This is a genomic window from Thalassospira profundimaris, assembly GCF_003326755.1.
GTDB lineage: Bacteria > Pseudomonadota > Alphaproteobacteria > Rhodospirillales > Thalassospiraceae > Thalassospira > Thalassospira profundimaris_B.
The window spans coordinates 15,044-34,255 of record NZ_JPWH01000036.1; the positions used below are offsets into that span (position 1 = coordinate 15,044).

The following is a 19,212-nucleotide window of genomic DNA, read 5'->3' on the forward strand; positions in this document are numbered from 1 at the left end:
TTTATTCCTCTCAATAGCTGCGGGGCAGGCCCAGCACATGTTCGGCGATAAAGGACAGGATGAGGTTCGTGGAGATCGGCGCGACCTGATAAAGTCTTGTCTCGCGGAATTTGCGTTCAACATCGTATTCCTCCGCAAAGCCAAAGCCGCCATGTGTCTGGATACAGGCATTTGCGGCCTCCCACGAGGCATCAGCAGCCAGCATTTTCGCCATATTGGCTTCCGCACCGCAATTCTCGCCTGTTTCGTATTTGCGCACACCCTCATTGACCATCAGTTCAGCCGCGCGCATCGCGGCATAGGATTTGGCAATCGGGAACTGGATGCCCTGGTTTTCGCCAATCGCCCGGCCAAAAACCTTGCGGTCCCGGGCATAGTCGGTTGCACGCTTGATAAACCATTTCGCATCACCGACACATTCAGACGCGATCAGCAATCGTTCCGCATTCATGCCGGTCAGGATATATTTAAATCCCTTGCCTTCCTCGCCAATCAGGGCGTCGGCGGGAATCCGCATGTTTTCAAAGAAAATTTCCGTCGTATTGTGGTTCATCATCGTGCGGATGGGGCGGATCTGCATCTGCTCCCGGGGGATTTTGCGCATATCGACAATGAAGGTCGAAATACCATCGGTCTTTTTCCCGACCTCTTCCTTTTTGGTCGTGCGCGCCAGCAGGATCATCAGGTCGGAATACTCTGCCCGGCTGGTCCAAACCTTCTGACCATTGACCACATATGAGTCACCCTCGCGTCGGGCGAAGGTCCGGATCGAGGTTGTGTCGGTTCCGCTGGTGGGTTCGGTCACGCCAAAGGCCTGAAGGCGAAGATCGCCCGCAGCAATACCCGGCAGATATTTTTCCTTTTGTTCCTGCGATCCGTGCCGCAGCAACGTGCCCATTACATAAAGCTGCGCATGGCAGGCGGCACCATTGCAGCCCATTTCCTGAACGGTCTGCAGAATGGCGGCCGCCGCACTAAGACCAAGCCCCGTGCCGCCATATTCTTCGGGTATCAGAACGGAAAGATAGCCCGCCTTTGTCAGGGCATCGACAAATTCGGACGGATATTTTCGTGCTGAATCAAGTTTTCGCCAATATTCATCCGGATATTGCGCGCAAAGTTTGCGCACTTCGTCGCGAATCATGTCGTAGTCGTCTGTCGTTGTCATGCTGTATCCGATCATTGTTTGCTGAAGGGCAGGGCGGTGTGCGGCTCAGACCGGGTCCCATGTGAAAACATGTTCCGACCGGTTCAGCGGATAGAACTGCGACGCCATCGCGGGCAGGGCGTGGTCCATCACTGTTTCGGCGCTCCAGCCTTCGGAGCGATGCACCGAGCGCACCGGGCGCGGCTGGCTCATCAGCATGATTTCGTTATTCCGCACGGCAAATATCTGTCCGGAGGGAACGTCCGGCCCGCCCGACAGCAGCGCAATGGCCAATGGGGCGATTTTCTCGGGCACCATTTGCTTGAATTTTTCAACGCGGGCGATCTGCTCGGGTGTATCGGTTGGTAACGAGCTGGTCATCCGGCTCCAGGCAAAGGGCGCGATGCAGTTTGACCGCACGCCAAAACGCTCCATATCCAGCGCGATTGATTTTGAAAGGGCCGCAATACCCAGCTTCGCTGCCATGTAATTGGCCTGGCCGAAATTCCCGATAAGGGCAGAGGTAGATGTCATATGAACAAACGCCCCCGAATTCTGCTCCTTAAACAGGGCTGCGGCAGCCCGGCTGACATTGAATGTGCCGTAGAGATGGACCTTGAGGACCGCATCGAAGTTTTCGGTGCTCATCTTGTGAAAAAATGAGTCGCGCAGGATGCCGGCATTGTTGATCACCCCGTCAAGCCTGCCGAAGGCCGTGACCGCGGTGTTGACAATTTCCTGTGCTGCGCCCGGATCGGAAACGCTGTGCGTTGACGCAACGGCCTGTCCGCCCGCATCCCTGATTTCCTGAACAACCTTGTCGGCTGCGCCGCGATCATCCGTATCACCGCTAAGCGACACACCAATGTCATTGACGACAACACGGGCACCTGCCCTGGCTGTTTCAAGCGCGAGCGCCCTGCCAATTCCGCCACCCGCACCCGTTACGATAACGACTTTATCTTTTAACACTGGAATCCTCCTAAATTTCTGTCAAAATAAATCCGAACGTCCGGTATATGCAAGACACTTCACATCGTTTCGAGAAAAATTTTACCGCTGCGCATTTGCGAACAACTGCGCAAACCGGCAGAAAACAGGGAGAATCCACATGCAGGGAGAGGACATTTGGACCTACAGGCGATTTGAGCCCGGCCAGACTTTTGGCGTTGTCGATATACAAATGGACCCGATAAAACATGCCAACTGGCAGGATATATTTGGTCCGAGCCCGGAGGAAACACTGCCGCGCGGCATGCTGGTTGCCGCAATGATGGAGGCCTATATCCGGGCCATCCAGCCGCGCCCGAAAGGCAATATTCATGCCGCCCAGACGCTTGATTTTACGGATCACATGCCGCGTTGGGGGGATACGATCTCCATTGCCGTCTCCTGCCAGGCGAAAGAAGAGAAAAAGGGACGTTTCTGGGTGGATTTTGGCATACGGGCCGCTGTCGAAGAAAACAGGGTACTGAGTGGAACCATCCGGTCGATCTGGGCGCAATAAGGGAGAAAACCGATGTCATTTCCGGCGACTTTAAAAACCCTGACTCTTGAAACATCCAGTGCAACGACGCAGGCCTATGCAGCCCTCAGCCATGATTATAATCCGCTGCATCTTGATGCCGATTTCGCTGCCACAACGGCCTTTGGTGCGCCCATCGCGCACGGGACAATGGCGCTTAACCTGCTGATGCAGGCCATCAGCGAAACATTTGCCAACCAGCCGATTCGCGAACATCTCGACATCCGTTTTTCAGCCCCCGTCAAGGTCGGCGAGACGATCCTTGCGGGCGGCGAACGACGCGCGGGAGAAGCCGATATTTACGACATCTGGGTCCGCAAGCCGGACGGGACCACAACATTAACCGGCACCCTGCATATCGAGGCGGTTTCATGAACAAATCGGCCATCCGTTATGATTTTCCCCTCTTTGTCCCCGCGGACAAGCCAGAGCGGGTGATGAAGGCGATAGCAGCAGCACACGACGCCGTCATTATTGACCTGGAAGATGCTGTCGCCCCGGAAAACAAACCCCTCGCCCGCGATGAACTGGCAAATATCGCGACCGATCTTGCCGGCGAAGGCATTGCCATCTTCGTTCGTGTCAATGCCGCGACGACCAGTGCCTACGCCGACGACATGGCACTTTGTGCCCGGCTTCCAGTTTGCGGTATCGTCCTGCCCAAAAGTGAATATGGCGACCAGCTTGATCAGGCCCGCGCGGCACTGCCTGCGAACCGGCATGTAATTGCGCTTGTTGAAACAGCACGCGGAATCGCCAATTTGCGCCAGATTGCCCCGAAGTCGGACCGGCTTGCCTTCGGATCAATTGATTATTGTGCCGATCTTGGCTGCGCACATGACCATCTCGCCCTTCTTGGTGCCCGCCAATCCATCGTTCTGGAATCCCGACTAGCCGATTTGCCGCCACCGCTTGATGGTGTCACCACCGCTATTCGCGACGCGGCGCTGATCCGGAATGATGCGATACACGCTGCCTTGCTGGGGTTTGGTGGAAAGCTGCTAATTCACCCGTCCCAAATCACACCATCGCGCGAAGGTTTTAGCCCCTCCTCAGACGATCTGGCATGGGCGCGGGCCATTGTGGCGGCGGGCAAGGAAGGCGCAAGCGCATTTAACGGAGAAATGATTGATGCGCCGGTACTGACACGCGCCCACGCGATTCTCCGCCGGGCAATGTAACAGACAAAAGAGAGAAATGGTGATGCAGGAACTGAACACCACGCTGACCGATGGCATATTGCATATCGAACTTAACGCGCCCGCCAAGAAAAACGCACTGACGGACACCTTGCGCACGGAGCTGCGCGAAACTGTCGCGGCAGCTCAGGATGACCGGCAGATCCAGTGCATGGTTTTGTCAGGCGCAGGGGGGAATTTCTGTTCCGGGGGCGATATTTCGGCCATGACCAGCGACCGCGACCTGGCGCGCAGGCGCATGACAATTCTGCATGATGTGGTCCGTCTGCTGATCGGTGGTCAGAAACCGGTTATCGCTGCCGTGTCCGGCCCGGCATTTGGCGCGGGCCTGTCGCTTGCGCTGTGCTGTGATCAGATCATTTGCGACGACACTGCAAGGTTTTGTGCCTCTTTTGGTCGCGTCGGCCTGCCGCCCGACCTTGCACTTTCCTGGACATTGCCCCGCCGGATCGGCGAAGCGCCCGCCCGGCGAATGCTGTTGTCGACACGCATTGTCGATGCCCCGGAAGCTGTGCAATTGCGATTAACGGATGAACTGACACGCCCCGAAGACCTGTTGGGGCGGGCTTTCGAACTGGCCCGCGAATTTGCCGCCTTCACCCAGGAATCAAAGGGACATGTCAAATCGCTGGTCGCCAGCGCAGCCGGATCTCTTGACGCTATCCTTGAAAGAGAGATGGAGAGTTATATCACGCTGCTGAATTCCGAAGAATATCGGGCCGCACGGGAGCGGTTTTTGGCAAAATCACGCACATAGACTTATGAGTCACTTTCAAAAAACTGCGGATAATGTGTTTTCACCACCGCTCCGTCCGGGGCCAGGGCAGAACACCCACCCAGATAAAAAGGTCGCTCGGTCAGGGTATGTGTGTTCATGCCCTCCGGGCGATCCCGGTTTTCCCAAACGGTTCCCAATGTCTGGAAGGCAACGGTCGGGATCGCAAGCAGCATTTCCCGGATATGGGCGCATCCCGACGCACCGGCAAGCGCCTCGTTCACGTGCTTGCGCCACCCTTTCGCAAGATTTTGCCCCACCAGCGCCGACAGATTGGCGCCTCCGCCCTGACAAAGACGAAACGGTGCCGCATCAAGCGATGCAACGATGTCACGGACGGTCATTTCTTCGTCAATCGTTACGCGCACCGCAATGTCATGGATGAAACCGCCCGGATCGATTTTGCCGCGTCGCAGATCATAATAATCAAATGTCTTGCTATCGGTAAGCCGACCTTCGAGGTCCCACAACCCATCTGTCCGACTGAAACTGTCAAAGGCAAATCGTCGGACATGATGATGTGTGCGACTGACTGATTCTGGCAATGGCATGACTTGGGTACCTCCAACTTTCGAGAAAACCGCCATAACATAAACCGTTTGATCGGCATATAAATTTTTCCATTTGTCGCGCCCCGCATGACAGACTCGTTCCCATCCAGGATTTTGAATTAAAATGGCTTTATACACAGACACATGATTCTTCATGAAATCCCTGCCAGTGATTGAATATAAATCCGGACGTATGGTATATTTATAAATGACATAGGGCGGGAACAGCCGCGCAGAAAAAGGAAAATCCAGCATGGTAGAGGCTTATATCGTCGATCACTGTCGCACGCCGCGCGGCATCGGAAAGGTCGGAAAAGGCGCGCTTGCGCATCTGCATCCGCAATATCTGGGGGCGACGGTGCTCAAAGCACTAAGCGACCGTAACGGCATCGACACATCCAAAGTCGATGACGTCATCTGGGGCTGCTCCAATCAACAGGCAAAGCAGGCCTCCGACCTTGGCAGAATGACGGCACTGGCGGCCGGTTATGATGTGCGGGCTTCTGGCGTGACGCTCGATCGCTTTTGTGGCTCGGGGCTGACTGCAACCATATTCGGCGCGGCAACAATCATGGCAGGCATGGAGGATGTGGTTATCGCGGGTGGCTGCGAAATGATGTCCCATAATGCCGCCGATCCCCGGGCAAGGCGCACGACGCTGATGGATGCCGATAATTTGCACCTGCGGGAACTTCACCCGCAGGTCGGCCAGGGCATTTGCGCGGACGCGATCGCCACCATTGAAGGCATCAGCCGGCTTGCATTGGAGGAATTTGCCGTTGAAAGCCAGCGGCGCGCCGATCACGCCATGCGCCACGGTTATTTTTCGCGGTCGCTTGTTCCGGTCGTGAATGAGGACGGGTCGCTTGCCCTTGACCGTGACGAACATCCCCGGCCAAACACCACCCTGCAAGGCCTTGCAGGGCTTAATCCCGCCTTCGAGGCAGGGGCGGCCATCGATATTGATGAAAACGGAACGACACAACTGGACCTGATCCGGCGTGCGCTTCCGGATCTGGAGATTTCCTTTGTCCATCACGCCGGAACATCATCGGGTGTGGTCGATGGTGCGGCGGCGATACTTCTGGCATCGCCCGATGCCGTTGCCCGGAATGGCTGGAAGGCCCGCGCCCGGATCGTCGCCACCGCCAATGTCGGTGACAGCCCGGAACTTATGTTAAACGCGCCAGTCCCGGCAGCGCAAAAGGTCCTGGCAAAGGCAGGGCTGACACTTGATGACATCGATCTTTTCGAGGTGAACGAGGCATTCGCTGTTGTGACAGAGAAATTCATCCGCGATCTCAAGATCGACCGCGACAGAATCAACGTCAATGGCGGTGCCATCGCACTTGGCCACCCCATTGGCGCAACGGGGGCAATCCTTGTCGGAACGCTGCTTGACGAGCTTGAGCGCCGCGACCTGAAACGTGGCCTGGTCACGATGTGTGCTGCCGGTGGCATGGCACCGGCCCTTGTGATTGAGCGGATTTAGGAAAACCGTGCTCCGGATCGGCAGACAGGAGGCTGCCGATCCAATCACTGCAACAGCAATTCGCCCGTCAATCCGCATGCACAAGGTGAACATAAACCAGCTCGCCTTGTCGGACCAGGCTGACTTGGCCCCGGCGCACCAGCCGGTTGACATGAGCCAGGGTTTCGGTAAAGGCAAATGTCATCTGGTGCGGGTCCAAAGGCCGGTTGAAGATAACCGGCACCAGTTGAGCAACCGTTTGTGGACTTTCCGCACAGACCTTGAGAATCCGGCCACAGCGTTCCTCATGATGTGCTTCCAGTTCCGAACAGCGCGTATGCAAGCCATAAAACGGTCGCCGGTGCCCTGGCATAACCAGCACGTCATCAGGTATTTCGCTGCCCAGCATTCGGATGGACCGCAAAAAATGACCAAGCGGGTCGCCCATCGCCTCAATTGCGTAAACGCTGACATTTGGCGAGATCGTTTCGATGACCTGATCGGCGGCAAAAAGCAGTTTTTCCTCTTCGCAATAGAACATCAGTTGTTCAGGCGCATGACCTTCGCCGGTCAGGACGCGAAACGTTCTTGTGCCAATCGTCAAAATATCCGCACAAACCAGCCTTAGAAAGGAACCGGGCAGTTTGCCGACGCGCCGCAAATATTCGTGCCCCTGGATCGCCACGATCCCCGCCACTTCCTCGCTCATTCCGTGGCTGCGATAAAAGTTGAAATTGTCACGGGTCGCATCTTCGCTCGTTCCAAACGAGATCACCTGGCAGCCCATATAGGTCGAATAGCTGGTCAGAAGAGGGGCCTGAAAACGTTCACAAAGCCAGCCCGCCAGGCCGATATGATCGGGGTGAAAATGCGTAACAATGACTCGCGTGATATGCGCATCCTTCAAAGGCCCGGCAAACAGTGTTTCCCAGACCTCGATCGCCTCGGGTGTGACGATGCCGGTATCAATCACGGCCCACCCGTCGCCATCGCGGATGAAATAAATATTGATATGGTCCAGTTGATAGGGAAGCGGAACACGAGTCCACAGGATGCCATCGGCAATCTCTATGATCTTGCCGAATGCCGGTGGTGTTGCAAACGGGAATCGTAATTCCTCTGGCGGACAGGATAGCGTTTCACCCATTCTTTTTACTCCTTGATACAGGCAGCTTACCGGATCGTCACATCCGTGAACACCGGACCCGCCTTTCTTGGAACGGCGTATTGTTTTTTTAAATTACGCCATAATACATTAATAATACGGTTATCCGGTTATTTATTAAATGACAATCGTCATCTGCATGTTATGCTCGTGATGGAGGATTTGGAGAGGAATGTCCTAACAGGAAGAAGAAAAACATGTCAGATACAAACAATGTGACGGATCGGGAGATCCGTGCACAAATACAGTGCGTCGGAGACATCTTAAGTCATCATGCCGCCGTGAGAGGTGATAGAACCGCCCTTTGGTACGAAAATGAAACCCTGACCTTTGCCGAATGGGACCGCCGCGCGCGGCAAATCGCCAATGGCCTGATCGCCGAGGGTGTCAGCCAGGACGACAGAGTCGGCTATATCGGCAAAAACAATTCCCGCTATTTCGAGACATTTTTTGGATGTGCCAAGTCTCGGTGTGTCCTGTCTCCCATAAACTGGCGACTCGCCTCGGCCGAGGTCGTGGACATGATCAACGATTTCGACATCGTCTTCCTTTTGCTGGACCGGGACTTCGCCAGCCTGGAACCGGATATCCGCAGGCACTGCCCCGCTGTCCGGACCATTGTTGGCATTGGTGGCGCTAGCGAGACGGGACTTGAATTCGACGCATGGCGAAACGCTCAGCCGGATACAGACCCCCAAATTGATGTGAAACCGGACGACGTGCTGCTTCAGCTTCACACGTCGGGAACCACAGGCAAGCCCAAAGGTGCGATGTTGACGCATTCAAACGTTTTGCATGTGGGGCGCCATGCCGAAACCGGTGACATCGGCCCGTGGAGTGAGACCGACATCAACTTTATCTCGCTGCCATTTTTTCACAGTGCCGGGACCTGCTTTACCTTTTACGGTATCTATATCGGCGCGGGGACTTTCATCGGCAAGGAACCGCATCCCGATATCATCTTCGACGCATTTGCCGCTGCGCCGATCACGCGGGCCGGTTTCGTGCCTGCCGTTATCCAGATGATCCTCAATCATCCCCGCTTCTCGAAGGATCAATTTGCCACGCTGGATTACATCTTCTATGGCGGTTCGCCCATCCCGGCGGCACTGCTGGATCAGGCAATTCGCAACATTGGCTGCAAGTTTCATCAGTTCTTCGGAATGACGGAGTCGTGCATCGCGGGAACGTCGCTTTTTTCCCACGATCATGACCTCTCCCGGCCCGAGTTGCTGAAATCCTGTGGTCAGGCGAACAGCGACACTGAAATCCGCATCGTCGATGCGGATCGCAAGCCGCTTCCCATCGGCGCAACGGGCGAAATCGCCCTCAAATCACCCTGCATCATGAAAGGCTATTACAAACGCCCCAGGGAAACCGCAGAAGTTCTGGTGGATGGCTGGTACTATACTGGCGACGCCGGTTACATCACCGAGGACGGCTATCTGTTTATCTGTGACCGTCTAAAAGACATGATCATCTCGGGCGGCGAGAATATTTACCCCGCTGAAATCGAACAAGTCCTGGCACGGCATCCTGACATCCTGGAAGCAGGCGTCATTGGCGTCCCGTCGCAAAAGTGGGGCGAAGAGACCAAGGCCTGTGTGGCCCTGCGGCCGGGCAAAACGGTGACGGAAGAGGAAATAATAGCCTTTTGCCGACAATATCTCGCCGGCTTCAAGTGTCCAAAATCCGTTGATTTCATGGAGATCCTGCCCCGCAATGCCACGGGCAAGATTCTCAAGCGGCAATTGCGCGAACGGTACTGGAAAAAGGAAACCCGGCAGGTAAGTTAACCATGACATGCCACAGGCGTGTCCTTCAGAGCCTAAAATGCGGCTTTCACATGAAAGCTGGAAGACGTACAGACAGCCTGTCTTTTAAGCAGTGCCGCGTCTGTTAAAACATCTTGGCTGCCTCGCAGAGCAGCCGAACGTTTCGCGACTATCTCATTGAAAAATAATTCTTTTCCGATTTTTTGATCGCATCCGCGACGATGCCAAATAACGTCGGAACAAATTTAATTCACTGATTGAAATTCGCGAAAATGTCCCTATAGTTTTTATGACAATATCAGCCGCAAGACATCGTCAGGCGGGCTGTATTGGATCAACGCAGGAGGAAACGATGGCGCAGGCCGCCTATATTTACGATGCGATCCGCACGCCGCGGGCAAAGGGAAAACCCAACGGCGCACTCAACGAGATCAAGCCAGTCAATCTTGTCACCACGCTGCTCGACGAAATGCGCCAGCGACACGACCTTGATACATCCCGTGTTGATGACCTGATCATGGGATGTGCCAGTCCTTTGGCGGAACAGGGCAGTGTCCTGCCCAAAATCGCCCTTCAGAAGGCAGGGTGGAGCGAAACTGTTGCTGGCGCACAACTTAACCGTTTTTGCGCAAGCGGCCTTGATACCTTCAACATTGCTGCTGCGAAAATCGCCAGCGGCTGGGAGGATCTGGTTTGTGCTGGCGGCTATGAAAGCATGAGCCGTGTTCCCATCGATGCGGGCGGCGGCCCGATGACTGAAGACCCCGAAACGGTCATCAAAAACGGATTCGTGCCACAGGGCATCGGTGCAGACCTGATCGCGACATTGGCCGGATGGACACGGGACGATGTTGACGAACTGGCGATTCGATCACAGCAAAAAGCCGCCGCCGCCCGCGATGCCGGTCATTTTGACCGGTCCGTTATTCCGGTAAAGGACGAAAACGGGTTTGTCGTGCTTGAGCGTGACGATTTCATCAAGCCAAACACCGATATGCAGACTCTCGCCTCGCTCACGCCCAGTTTCGAGAAAATGGGCAAGGGCGGCTATGACAAAATCGCGCTGATGAAATATCCCGATGTCGAGCAGATCCATCATGTTCATACGCCGGGCAATTCAAGCGGCATCGTGGATGGTGCATCGCTGGTTATGCTCGGCAACGAACAGGCGGGCAAGGATCTGGGGCTGACCCCGCGTGGACGCGTCGTTTCGGTCGCACTGACCTCTACCGAACCGACCATCATGCTCATTGGTCCCGGGCCCGCCTCAAAAAAGGCGCTCGCGAAGGCCGGACTGACAATGGATGACATCGACCTTGTCGAAATCAACGAAGCCTTTGCCTCTGTGGTGCTCAGGCTTCAGCGCGACCTTGATGTTCCGGATGAAAAACTGAACGTCGTGGGCGGGGCCATTGCACTTGGTCATCCGTTAGGTGCCACCGGCGGCATGCTGGTTTCCACCATGCTTGACGAACTGGAACGCCGCAATCTCAAGCGCGCGCTGATCTGCATGTGCGTTGGCGGCGGCATGGGCATTGCTTCTATTATCGAAAGGGTTTGATCGTGGGTTTCGTTTACGAGAAAGACACAGCCGGCATCGTGACCGTGACGATGGACATGGATGGTCAATCGGCAAACACAATGGGTGCTGCATATCTGGTTTTGATGCGCGACACGCTTGCCCGGCTTGAAAAGGAAGAAGGTCTTGCCGGCGTTATTTTTGCTTCGGCCAAAAAGACCTTTTTTGCCGGTGGCGATCTGGAGGAAATCCTGGCGGTCGAAACTGTCGATATGCACTATCTGGATTTTCTGAACGAAAACAAAAGCATGTTCCGCAGGCTAGAGCAGCTTCCGGTTCCCGTCGTCGCCGCAATCAACGGCGCGGCAATGGGGGGCGGATATGAATTATGCCTGGGCTGCAACTGGCGCATCGCCTCGCCGGAGGCAAGTGTTGCCCTGCCTGAAGTGACACTGGGGCTTCTGCCAGCGGCAGGCGGCATTGTCCGCACCGTTGCGCTGCTTGGCCTTGAAAAGGCCCTGCCTGTGCTTCTCGAAGGCCGAACTTTCAAGGCCGGCGCGGCCCTCGATTATGGCCTTGTGGACCAGCTTGTTGACAGCCGCGATGGGTTAATTGACGCCGCCAAGGCCTGGATTTTGGAAAATCCGCAGGAACATACCCAACCCTGGGACAAAAAGGGCTTTAAATATCCGGGTGGCCAGCCGCTAGATATGAACATCCGGATGACGGCAACCCTGTCCTCGGCAATGCTGATCAATAAAACCCGCGGGCAATTGCCCGCGCCGGAAAAAATCCTGGATATTGCCGTCAACTCGATGCGAATGGGCTTTGATGCGGCCCTGTCGGCGGAATCACGCGGATTTTGCAGCCTCGTAACAACACCACATGCCAAGGCGGCCATCTCCACATTTTTCCTGGGGATGCAAGACATCAAAAATGGCCGCTATCGGGCGCCCGGTGCGCACTGGAAGGCGGAAAGCGCCGCTGTTCTGGGCGCGGGAATGATGGGGGCAGGCATCTCCTGGGCACATGCACGTTCAAAATTGCCCACACATCTCAAGGATACGGAACTGGCCAATGCCAACAAAGGAAAGGCCTATTCCGAAAATCTGTGTGATGCGCAAATCAAACGCGGTCGCATGGATGAAGCCGCGAAAGAGGCGCTTCTTGGCTTCATCAAACCTACTGAAACAAATGACTTCGACAAGGTCGATATCCTTGTTGAGGCCGTTTTCGAGGACATATCCCTAAAGGAAAAGGTCATTGGCGAGACATTCGGCCTGGTTTCCGAAACCGGCGTTTATGGCTCTAACACATCGACCTTGCCAATCAGCATTCTGGCAGAAAGCTGCCCCGAGCCGGAGCGCTTCATCGGTATTCATTTCTTCTCGCCAGTTGACAAGATGCAGCTTGTCGAACTCATCAATGGTGAAAAGACGTCGCCGGAAACAACACGCAAGGCTTACGATTACTGCGTGCAGATCGGCAAGATTCCGATTGTGGTCAATGACAGTCGCGGTTTTTTCACCAGTCGCGTTTTCAGCACCTTCCTGGACGAAGCACAGCTTCTCCTGTGCGACGGCCTTTCGCCAGCAGCGGTCGAGCGCGCCGCATGGAAGGTTGGCATGCCCGCAGGCCCCTTTGCGGTCTTCGATGAAGTCACCCTGACATTGATCAAAAAAGTGGATGACACGCATCTTGATCTGGACAGGCGGCTGGGTGTTACAGACGGTTTCCCTGCCAAAAATCTTGGTACCAAGACAGTTTGTTACGGTCTGATCGAACAGGGCCGTACTGGCCGGAAGGCCGGTGCCGGTTTCTACGACTACCACGCAGATGGCAGTAAAACGCTGTGGAAAGGCCTGTCGCAGTTTTCAACGGGAAATCGTCAGCTTTCCATAAAAGATGCCGAAGACCGCCTGCTCTATCGGCAGGCGATTGAAACGCTCCGCTGCTTTGACGAAGGCGTTCTGAATTCCGAGGTCGAAGCTAATATCGGCTCGATTTTCGGCATCGGCTTCCCGGCCTGGACGGGCGGTGCCTTGCAGTACATCCGTTTTGTTGGCATCGACGCCTTTGAAAAACGCGCCGCCGAACTTGCCGAAGAATATGGCGAACGTTTCGAGGTCAAACCTTCTGCCCTGGAAAAAATGCGCAAACCGGCCCGTAAAAACGCCGCTTAAGCAATCTGCACTAAAACACGGCTGCTGCAACGGCGGCAGCCGTCATGAACAGACGACCGCAGGTCGCCATCGGGAGAAAACAATGCCGATACCCTACACACGTACAATCTATGAAGCGGAACACCAGAATTTCCGCGAAACCGTCCGTCGCTTTCTGGCCGATACGGCCGTGCCCCGCCTGGAGAAATGGCGCGCCCAGGGCCATATGGATCGCGATTTCTGGAAGCTCTGCGGCGAGCTTGGAATTCTTTGCCCCTCCGTGCCTGAAAACTATGGCGGCGTTGACGCAAACTATCTTTACAATGCCATCATATCCGAGGAAATGGGCTATAGCTCCTATCTTCCCGGTGTGGCAGTTCATTCTGATGTCAATGTCACCTATCTTCTTCATCATGGCACCGAGGCACAAAAAGAGCGATGGCTGCCCGGCATGGTATCGGGTGATGTCATTACCTCCATCGGCATGACCGAACCGGGCACAGGGTCTGATCTTCGGGGTATTCGCACAACAGCCATGCGCGACGGGGACAGCTACATTGTTAATGGTGCAAAGCTTTATATCACCAATGGCTATCAGGCCGATCTCATCTTGCTGGTGGTGAAAACCAATCCGGATGCTGGCAGCAAAAGTTTGAGCATCCTGCTGGTCGAAGGCAACACACCCGGCCTCATCGTCGGCAAGCCGCTTAAAAAGGCGGGCCTTGACCTGTCGGACACAATGGAGCTGACCTTTGATAATATGCGTGTCCCGGCAGAAAACCTTCTTGGCGAGGAAGGGGCGGCCCTGCATTACATGATGGCGGAACTGCCGCGCGAACGGATCTCCATTGCGGTGGCCTCGCAGGCCCAGGCGCAGCGGGCCTTCGATCTGGCCGTTTCCTTTACCAAGGACAGAAAGGCGTTCGGTACCACTGTTTTTGATCTGCAAAATACGCGCTTTAAGCTCGCCGAATGCCAAACCGATCTTCAGGTTGGCTGGGCCCATCTCGATTGGGCACTGGCGCGGCATGTGCGCGGCGAGCTGACCACGGCAGAGGCCTGTGCGGCAAAACTTTATCATACAAACCTTCTCGACCGCGTTGCCGATGTCGCGCTCCAGCTTCACGGCGGGGCGGGCTACATGTCGGAATATGAAATTTCCCACATTTGGCGTGATGCCCGTATTCAAAGAATTTATGGCGGCACCGACGAGATCATGAAAGATGTCGTTGCCCGCAGCATTTAAACCACAAGCAGGAGGGAAGCATCATGACGGAACCCCTTGTGAAATTTGAAATGGATGCAGATGTTGCCATATTGACACTTAACGATCCGGCAAGTCGCAATGCCATTTCTGCCGATATGGGCGAACAACTGCATGCCGCCTTGAAAACCGCATCCGGCTCGGCAAAGGTGATTGTACTTTGCGGGCATGAAAAGGCCTTCTGTTCGGGCGGTAACTTTTCATCCGATCTGGTCAAAAATGCTGGCGAGATTGATGCAGGCAAGCCATTGGAAGATATTTTAAATCCGCTTTTTCTGACCATCCGGAATCTTCCTGTTCCGCTTGTCACCGCGGTGCGCGGTGCAGCGGCGGGTATTGGTGTTTCGCTTGCGCTTGTCGGCGATATTATCGTTGCAGGCGAAAGTGCCTTCTTTTTCCTTCCCTTCCGGCATGTCGGCCTGGTGCCGGATGGCGGTGCCCCGTGGTTGATCAGCAGGGCGGTGGGTCGTGTACGTGCACTTGAAATGATTCTTCTGGCCGAAAGAATTTCCGCCAGCAACGCATATGACTGGGGGCTGATCACCCGGTGTGTGCCCGATGATGCCGTCAAAGATCGCGCAATGGAACTGGCCCGAAACATTGCATCGGGCCCCACCAACGCGATTGCGCTGGCCCGAAAGGCCGTATGGGCGGCGCAAAGCAGTGATTTTGAAACAGAGCTGATGCTGGAACGAAACCTTCAGCGCGAGGCGGGCGACCACCCGAATTTTGTCGAGGGTGTTAAGGCATTTCGTGAAAAAAGACCGCCGGTTTTTGTCTGACGACAATCCGCTTAAGGCGCGACGGTGGTTTCACCAGCTATCGTCGTGCCTTCCGGCGTTTCCAGGCAGGCAAGGGTCTCGGACGACGGCGGGGTCGTGATCATGCCAACAACCGTATCCGCCAGATTTTCCTGCGCATAGGGCGTGCCCCAAAGATTCTTCATGGCGCGCGGGTCGTTGCGCGCTGCTTCACGCGCGGAGCCGGTCGTAACGACATAGATGAATGCCAGCATCAGCCGCTGGCGTAACAATGCCGGTGCAATATCCGGTACCATGCGCCTGATATGGGCAAAACACCGGCGAACTCCGGAATCATAGCCCTGCATAACGGTAAAAATGCGCTCGCGATGGTTCAGCAGCAACATGATCACAAACCGGAAGGAATATTCGTCCATCTCGGAGTTTTTGAGATCAATCACCGGCACCTGTATCAGAATTTTCACGACATCCCGGATCGAATTGGGTCCGCCGCTGGCTTCCAGGGCGTCAAGTTTCTGATTGTGAAGCTTGTCGAGCAAACTTGCGACATCATGAATTAACTCGGAAATCAGGCTGTCTTGCGAACTGAAATAATAATTGACCGACCCCACATTCTTTTGCCCTGCCGCGCGGGAAATCTCGCGCGCCGAAACACCGTCGAGACCATTTAACGCATAAAGCTTTAGTGCTGTCCGCTTGATTTCCTCTCGCGTCCGCTCTCCGCGCGCATATTTCGGCGTACCCGCTGCCTTATGAAGCCCCATGTCTCGCACATCTCATTTTTACACGGGTGCGGCAAACTCCGCGCCCAGGCCGGCTTGTTTCAGGTCCCCGTCACCGCATATCGCAAAGACGGCCCGCTTTTTTATAAGAGGCGAAAATGATCTCGCGGTCATTCCGCCCAACATCCTTCATGTTAGCAGACGCCGACATCATTTTGCCCAAACATTGCTGAAATCCGGGGATTAAGTAGTTCATGTCAATATAAGGGTCAAGCTTCTCGCCAAAACAGCCAGATATTACCTTGTCCTCTTGGCACAATCATTTCCCGCCTGACAGGAAGTATCTTTTGTTCATCCCCGGCCCGAAAACCCAAGGACCACCGGAATTTACATCAAACTTTGGCGCGTTGTGCCTTTCGGCTGTTTTTCGCATTAAAATAGGTCGTGCATCCTGTTTTTATCAAAGGCTCTGTCTTGCTACGGCCTTCCACTTCTAGCCTCGCCGACAAACAGAAAGCCGTATCTCTACCGTGACAGGCTTGCCAAAAGAAAGACTTCAATGGAAAATTATTATAAAACAATAACTTAATTTTTATTCTAGTGCATGTTTTTCTGACTTTTGAACACGGGACGATGGTGGGGCAGCCTCTTTTGCGGTCAAAAAGACCATTTGAGAATTGTTAAAATCTCTATTGAATAATCCGAATGTACGTCTTATTATTAAATCTCAGAATAAAAATAACCCAAAAAAAATGGATGGCTCAGGGAGGGCTTATGAGGCTTACAGTCGTCGATTTTCTAAAGCATCACATTCGCCATACACCAAATGCGACCGCAACTTGTGATGCAGGCACCAGACGCACATGGAAAGACCTGGGAGACCGTGTTGTCCGGCTTGCGTCAGGTTTTGTCGCAGCGGGCCTCGAACCGGGCAAGCGCATCGGCATCCTGGCAACAAATGCCGATTATTATTACGAGGCCCTGCTGGCAGCCTGGTGGGTCGGCGGGGTTATAAATCCCGTCAATACGCGTTGGTGCGCAGCGGAGATTGCCTATTCTCTGGATGATTCAGATACCCGCATGCTGGTCATTGACCAGAACTTTCTCGACATGCTGCCTGATATTCGCAAACTTTCAGCCTCGCTCGACACGGTTATTACTGTTCGGGAAGAAGATGCCGTTTGCGACCTGATGAGCTGCCAGTCCATGATTGAAACCTGCACGCCACATCAAAACGCGATGGGCCATCCCGATGATGTGGCGGGCATTTTCTACACCGGCGGCACCACAGGCTTCCCCAAGGGGGTAACGGTGACGCAGCAGTCGGTCCTTGCCAACACCTTTCTTAATCTGCTGGAAATGCCGGTAGCCCCCTCAGACGTCGTTCTCGCCGTCTCGCCCCTGTTTCATCTCGCGGGGATGTGCCTTGTGATCAGAGCACTTGTGCGTGGGGCAACATTGTCGTTCCTTCCGCGCTTTGACGAACAGACCGTCATCGAGACGATAGAACGGGACGCTGTGACATATACCCTGCTGGTCCCGGTGATGATGCAGCGGTTGCTTGATGCCTCAGACAATCTTGCCACCCGCTTGCGCTCGCTTCGTTTTATTCAGTATGGTGCATCCCCGATCAACGAGACACTGCTTCGTCGCCTGATAAAGGAGCTGCCCCAAGTATCCCTGGCACAGGGTTATGGCATGACGGAAACAACCGGGCCTTATACCGTTCTTCCGGCCGACATCCATCGCGATCCTGACGGTCCGCATGCTGCAAGATTGCGTTCGGCGGGGGGTCCGACACCGGGCGTTGAAATCAGGGTTATCAAAGATGATAACAGTCCTGCTGCCATCGGCGAAGTCGGCGAGATCATATGTCGAGGACCGATTGTCATGGAGGGATACTGGAACAAGCCCGATCAGACAGCCGACGCTTTGCGGGGCGGATGGCTGCATTCCGGGGATGCGGGTTTTCTCGATGAAGATGGCTTTCTGTTCCTTGTCGATCGCGTCAAGGACATGATCGTCTCGGGCGGTGAAAACGTCTATTCGGCCGAAGTGGAAAACGCATTAACAAAGCATCCTGATATTGCCATTTGTGCCGTCATCGGTATCCCAAGTGAACGCTGGGGCGAACAGGTTCATGCAGTCGTTGTGACAAAGCCTGACGTCACGCTTACCGTCGAAGATCTACGAAACCATTGTAAAACCCTGATCGCCGGTTACAAATGCCCGGTATCAGCGGAATTCGTGTCCGAGCTCCCCTATACCGCGGCAGGAAAAATCCAAAAAAACGTTCTTCGGGAGCGTTACTGGAAGGGCCAGAACCGCAGCGTTTCCTGACCGTCTCTTGATGTGGATGGACGCCTTTTACCTGGCGCATTCTTTCCTTCTGCACGGAAAGAATTACGGTGCCTGGCCGCGTCCAGGGCAAAATTCTTGGTGTCGCGGCGCAGAAGAATACACCGGCCCGAAGGGGGCGGAAGGGGGCTGTGTGGTGGTTCACATTCCCTTAAAAGCGGCTATTGGCCTGCCTGCGATGCCTTGTCAGACACAACACCAAACGCGAACCAAATAGTGTTTTTATGAACGGGCGGGAGTCTGGAGGTTTCCGTCAAAGAGAAACAGCAAACATAAAAACAAAGTATAAACGCGTCGTCCTTCTGGAGGCGACGGTTGGCATAAATCGCCTTTATCTGTCGGGACCGTTTCGCGAAAAGGGGCTGTCCTTTATCGTCTCGACCCCGGCATTGGTCGCGCCAATACCCCATAAAGGTCGCGCAACAGGCGACGCGGCTAGATTATTTTCAGTTGAGACTAAAGCAGTTTTGTCGGCAGCGCGGCATGGTTCTCAGGCTTCAACACTGCAAAATATCGCCATGCACAAACCCTTCGGGCCGCTGTATCCTTCTTTCTATACAGGAAAGAAGGATGCAGCCATTTCCGGCGATCCCGGCCCCTGCTGTCTGTTTTGGCGCGTCAGATTTCGGCCTGGGTTTCGGGCATTGTGACGACGAGGCCGTCCATCGCATCGGTGATGCGGATCTGGCAGGACAGGCGCGAAAGCCGCGCATCGGGCGCGCTGGCAAATTCCAGCATCTCCTGTTCCATGTCGCTGGCGGGCGGCAGTTTTTCCACCCAGGCCGGGTCAATATAGACATGGCAGGTCGAACAGCTGC

The 19,212-nt window shown here is 54.8% G+C and carries 17 protein-coding genes; 11 read left to right on the top strand and 6 right to left on the bottom strand.

What is annotated here, in order from left to right; all coding sequences use genetic code 11:
- Positions 1-10 precede the first annotated feature (10 nt).
- Entirely contained in the window at positions 11-1,168 is a 1,158-nt protein-coding gene (locus TH25_RS23090) for an acyl-CoA dehydrogenase family protein (protein ID WP_114090641.1), read from the bottom strand.
- A gap of 45 nt (positions 1,169-1,213) precedes the next feature.
- A complete protein-coding gene (locus TH25_RS23095) occupies positions 1,214-2,119 on the bottom strand; it encodes an SDR family NAD(P)-dependent oxidoreductase (RefSeq protein ID WP_114090624.1) in 906 nt (301 codons plus the stop codon).
- Between the two features lie 139 nt (positions 2,120-2,258).
- Between TH25_RS23095 and TH25_RS23100 the strand changes: the two genes are divergently transcribed.
- From TH25_RS23100 to TH25_RS23115, 4 genes are read left to right on the top strand one after another with little or no spacing between them, the layout of a single operon-like run.
- Positions 2,259-2,654, top strand: coding sequence for a hotdog family protein (locus tag TH25_RS23100; RefSeq protein ID WP_114090625.1), 396 nt, complete (start codon positions 2,259-2,261; stop codon positions 2,652-2,654).
- A gap of 12 nt (positions 2,655-2,666) precedes the next feature.
- Positions 2,667-3,047 (top strand): MaoC family dehydratase, encoded by a 381-nt coding sequence (locus TH25_RS23105; protein ID WP_114090626.1) that lies wholly within the window; start codon positions 2,667-2,669, stop codon positions 3,045-3,047.
- Positions 3,044-3,853, top strand: coding sequence for an HpcH/HpaI aldolase/citrate lyase family protein (locus tag TH25_RS23110; protein WP_114090627.1), 810 nt, complete (start codon positions 3,044-3,046; stop codon positions 3,851-3,853). Before TH25_RS23105 ends, TH25_RS23110 begins: the two co-directional genes overlap by 4 nt.
- A 22-nt stretch (positions 3,854-3,875) precedes the next feature.
- The gene (locus tag TH25_RS23115; RefSeq protein WP_181847804.1) at positions 3,876-4,628 is read left to right on the top strand and encodes an enoyl-CoA hydratase/isomerase family protein; all 753 of its coding nucleotides are present in this window, start codon (positions 3,876-3,878) and stop codon (positions 4,626-4,628) included.
- Between the two features lie 2 nt (positions 4,629-4,630).
- On the opposite strand, the gene TH25_RS23120 is transcribed toward TH25_RS23115, so the two are convergent.
- Entirely contained in the window at positions 4,631-5,452 is an 822-nt protein-coding gene (locus tag TH25_RS23120; RefSeq protein ID WP_114090629.1) for a DUF2889 domain-containing protein, read from the bottom strand.
- Here TH25_RS23120 and TH25_RS23125 point away from each other — a divergent pair.
- Positions 5,451-6,689 (top strand): acetyl-CoA C-acetyltransferase, encoded by a 1,239-nt coding sequence (locus tag TH25_RS23125; RefSeq protein ID WP_114090630.1) that lies wholly within the window; start codon positions 5,451-5,453, stop codon positions 6,687-6,689. The genes TH25_RS23120 and TH25_RS23125 overlap by 2 nt on opposite strands.
- 67 nt (positions 6,690-6,756) lie before the next feature.
- Here the strand turns inward: TH25_RS23125 and TH25_RS23130 are convergent, their stop codons facing one another.
- Entirely contained in the window at positions 6,757-7,815 is a 1,059-nt protein-coding gene (locus TH25_RS23130; protein WP_114090631.1) for an MBL fold metallo-hydrolase, read from the bottom strand.
- Between the two features lie 215 nt (positions 7,816-8,030).
- Here TH25_RS23130 and TH25_RS23135 point away from each other — a divergent pair, with 215 nt between their 5' ends.
- The 5 genes from TH25_RS23135 to TH25_RS23155 all read left to right on the top strand — a co-directional run bounded on the left by TH25_RS23135 (position 8,031) and on the right by TH25_RS23155 (position 15,335).
- The gene (locus TH25_RS23135) at positions 8,031-9,629 is read left to right on the top strand and encodes a long-chain-fatty-acid--CoA ligase (RefSeq protein ID WP_114090632.1); all 1,599 of its coding nucleotides are present in this window, start codon (positions 8,031-8,033) and stop codon (positions 9,627-9,629) included.
- A 331-nt stretch (positions 9,630-9,960) separates the two neighbouring features.
- Positions 9,961-11,169: an acetyl-CoA C-acetyltransferase gene (locus TH25_RS23140; RefSeq protein WP_114090633.1), complete on the top strand. Its 1,209-nt coding sequence runs from the start codon at positions 9,961-9,963 to the stop codon at positions 11,167-11,169.
- Between the two features lie 2 nt (positions 11,170-11,171).
- A complete protein-coding gene (locus TH25_RS23145) occupies positions 11,172-13,310 on the top strand; it encodes a 3-hydroxyacyl-CoA dehydrogenase NAD-binding domain-containing protein (RefSeq protein ID WP_220151489.1) in 2,139 nt (712 codons plus the stop codon).
- An 82-nt stretch (positions 13,311-13,392) separates the two neighbouring features.
- Positions 13,393-14,535, top strand: a complete 1,143-nt coding sequence (locus TH25_RS23150) for an acyl-CoA dehydrogenase family protein (protein WP_114090634.1) — start codon at positions 13,393-13,395, stop codon at positions 14,533-14,535.
- A gap of 23 nt (positions 14,536-14,558) precedes the next feature.
- Complete coding sequence (locus tag TH25_RS23155) at positions 14,559-15,335, top strand: enoyl-CoA hydratase-related protein (protein WP_114090635.1); 777 nt, start codon at positions 14,559-14,561, stop codon at positions 15,333-15,335.
- A gap of 11 nt (positions 15,336-15,346) precedes the next feature.
- Here TH25_RS23155 and TH25_RS23160 read toward each other — a convergent pair whose 3' ends face one another.
- Entirely contained in the window at positions 15,347-16,078 is a 732-nt protein-coding gene (locus TH25_RS23160; RefSeq protein WP_114090636.1) for a TetR/AcrR family transcriptional regulator, read from the bottom strand.
- 732 nt (positions 16,079-16,810) lie between these two features.
- Between TH25_RS23160 and TH25_RS23175 the strand changes: the two genes are divergently transcribed.
- Positions 16,811-18,376, top strand: coding sequence for a class I adenylate-forming enzyme family protein (locus TH25_RS23175; RefSeq protein WP_181847806.1), 1,566 nt, complete (start codon positions 16,811-16,813; stop codon positions 18,374-18,376).
- A 636-nt stretch (positions 18,377-19,012) separates the two neighbouring features.
- Here the strand turns inward: TH25_RS23175 and TH25_RS23180 are convergent.
- Positions 19,013-19,212 (bottom strand): 2Fe-2S iron-sulfur cluster-binding protein (locus TH25_RS23180; RefSeq protein ID WP_147253081.1); only part of this gene is annotated, 200 nt, incomplete at its 5' end.

Coding starts and splice junctions, on each gene's coding strand:
- TH25_RS23110 (WP_114090627.1), top strand. CDS start 3,044: ATGAACAAATCGGCCATCCGTTATGATTTTCCCCTCTTTGTCCCCGCG.
- TH25_RS23115 (WP_181847804.1), top strand. CDS start 3,876: ATGCAGGAACTGAACACCACGCTGACCGATGGCATATTGCATATCGAA.
- TH25_RS23100 (WP_114090625.1), top strand. CDS start 2,259: ATGCAGGGAGAGGACATTTGGACCTACAGGCGATTTGAGCCCGGCCAG.
- TH25_RS23130 (WP_114090631.1), bottom strand. CDS start 7,815: ATGGGTGAAACGCTATCCTGTCCGCCAGAGGAATTACGATTCCCGTTT.
- TH25_RS23155 (WP_114090635.1), top strand. CDS start 14,559: ATGACGGAACCCCTTGTGAAATTTGAAATGGATGCAGATGTTGCCATA.
- TH25_RS23105 (WP_114090626.1), top strand. CDS start 2,667: ATGTCATTTCCGGCGACTTTAAAAACCCTGACTCTTGAAACATCCAGT.
- TH25_RS23175 (WP_181847806.1), top strand. CDS start 16,811: ATGAGGCTTACAGTCGTCGATTTTCTAAAGCATCACATTCGCCATACA.
- TH25_RS23160 (WP_114090636.1), bottom strand. CDS start 16,078: ATGGGGCTTCATAAGGCAGCGGGTACGCCGAAATATGCGCGCGGAGAG.
- TH25_RS23090 (WP_114090641.1), bottom strand. CDS start 1,168: ATGACAACGACAGACGACTACGACATGATTCGCGACGAAGTGCGCAAA.
- TH25_RS23140 (WP_114090633.1), top strand. CDS start 9,961: ATGGCGCAGGCCGCCTATATTTACGATGCGATCCGCACGCCGCGGGCA.
- TH25_RS23125 (WP_114090630.1), top strand. CDS start 5,451: ATGGTAGAGGCTTATATCGTCGATCACTGTCGCACGCCGCGCGGCATC.
- TH25_RS23135 (WP_114090632.1), top strand. CDS start 8,031: ATGTCAGATACAAACAATGTGACGGATCGGGAGATCCGTGCACAAATA.
- TH25_RS23120 (WP_114090629.1), bottom strand. CDS start 5,452: ATGCTGGATTTTCCTTTTTCTGCGCGGCTGTTCCCGCCCTATGTCATT.
- TH25_RS23150 (WP_114090634.1), top strand. CDS start 13,393: ATGCCGATACCCTACACACGTACAATCTATGAAGCGGAACACCAGAAT.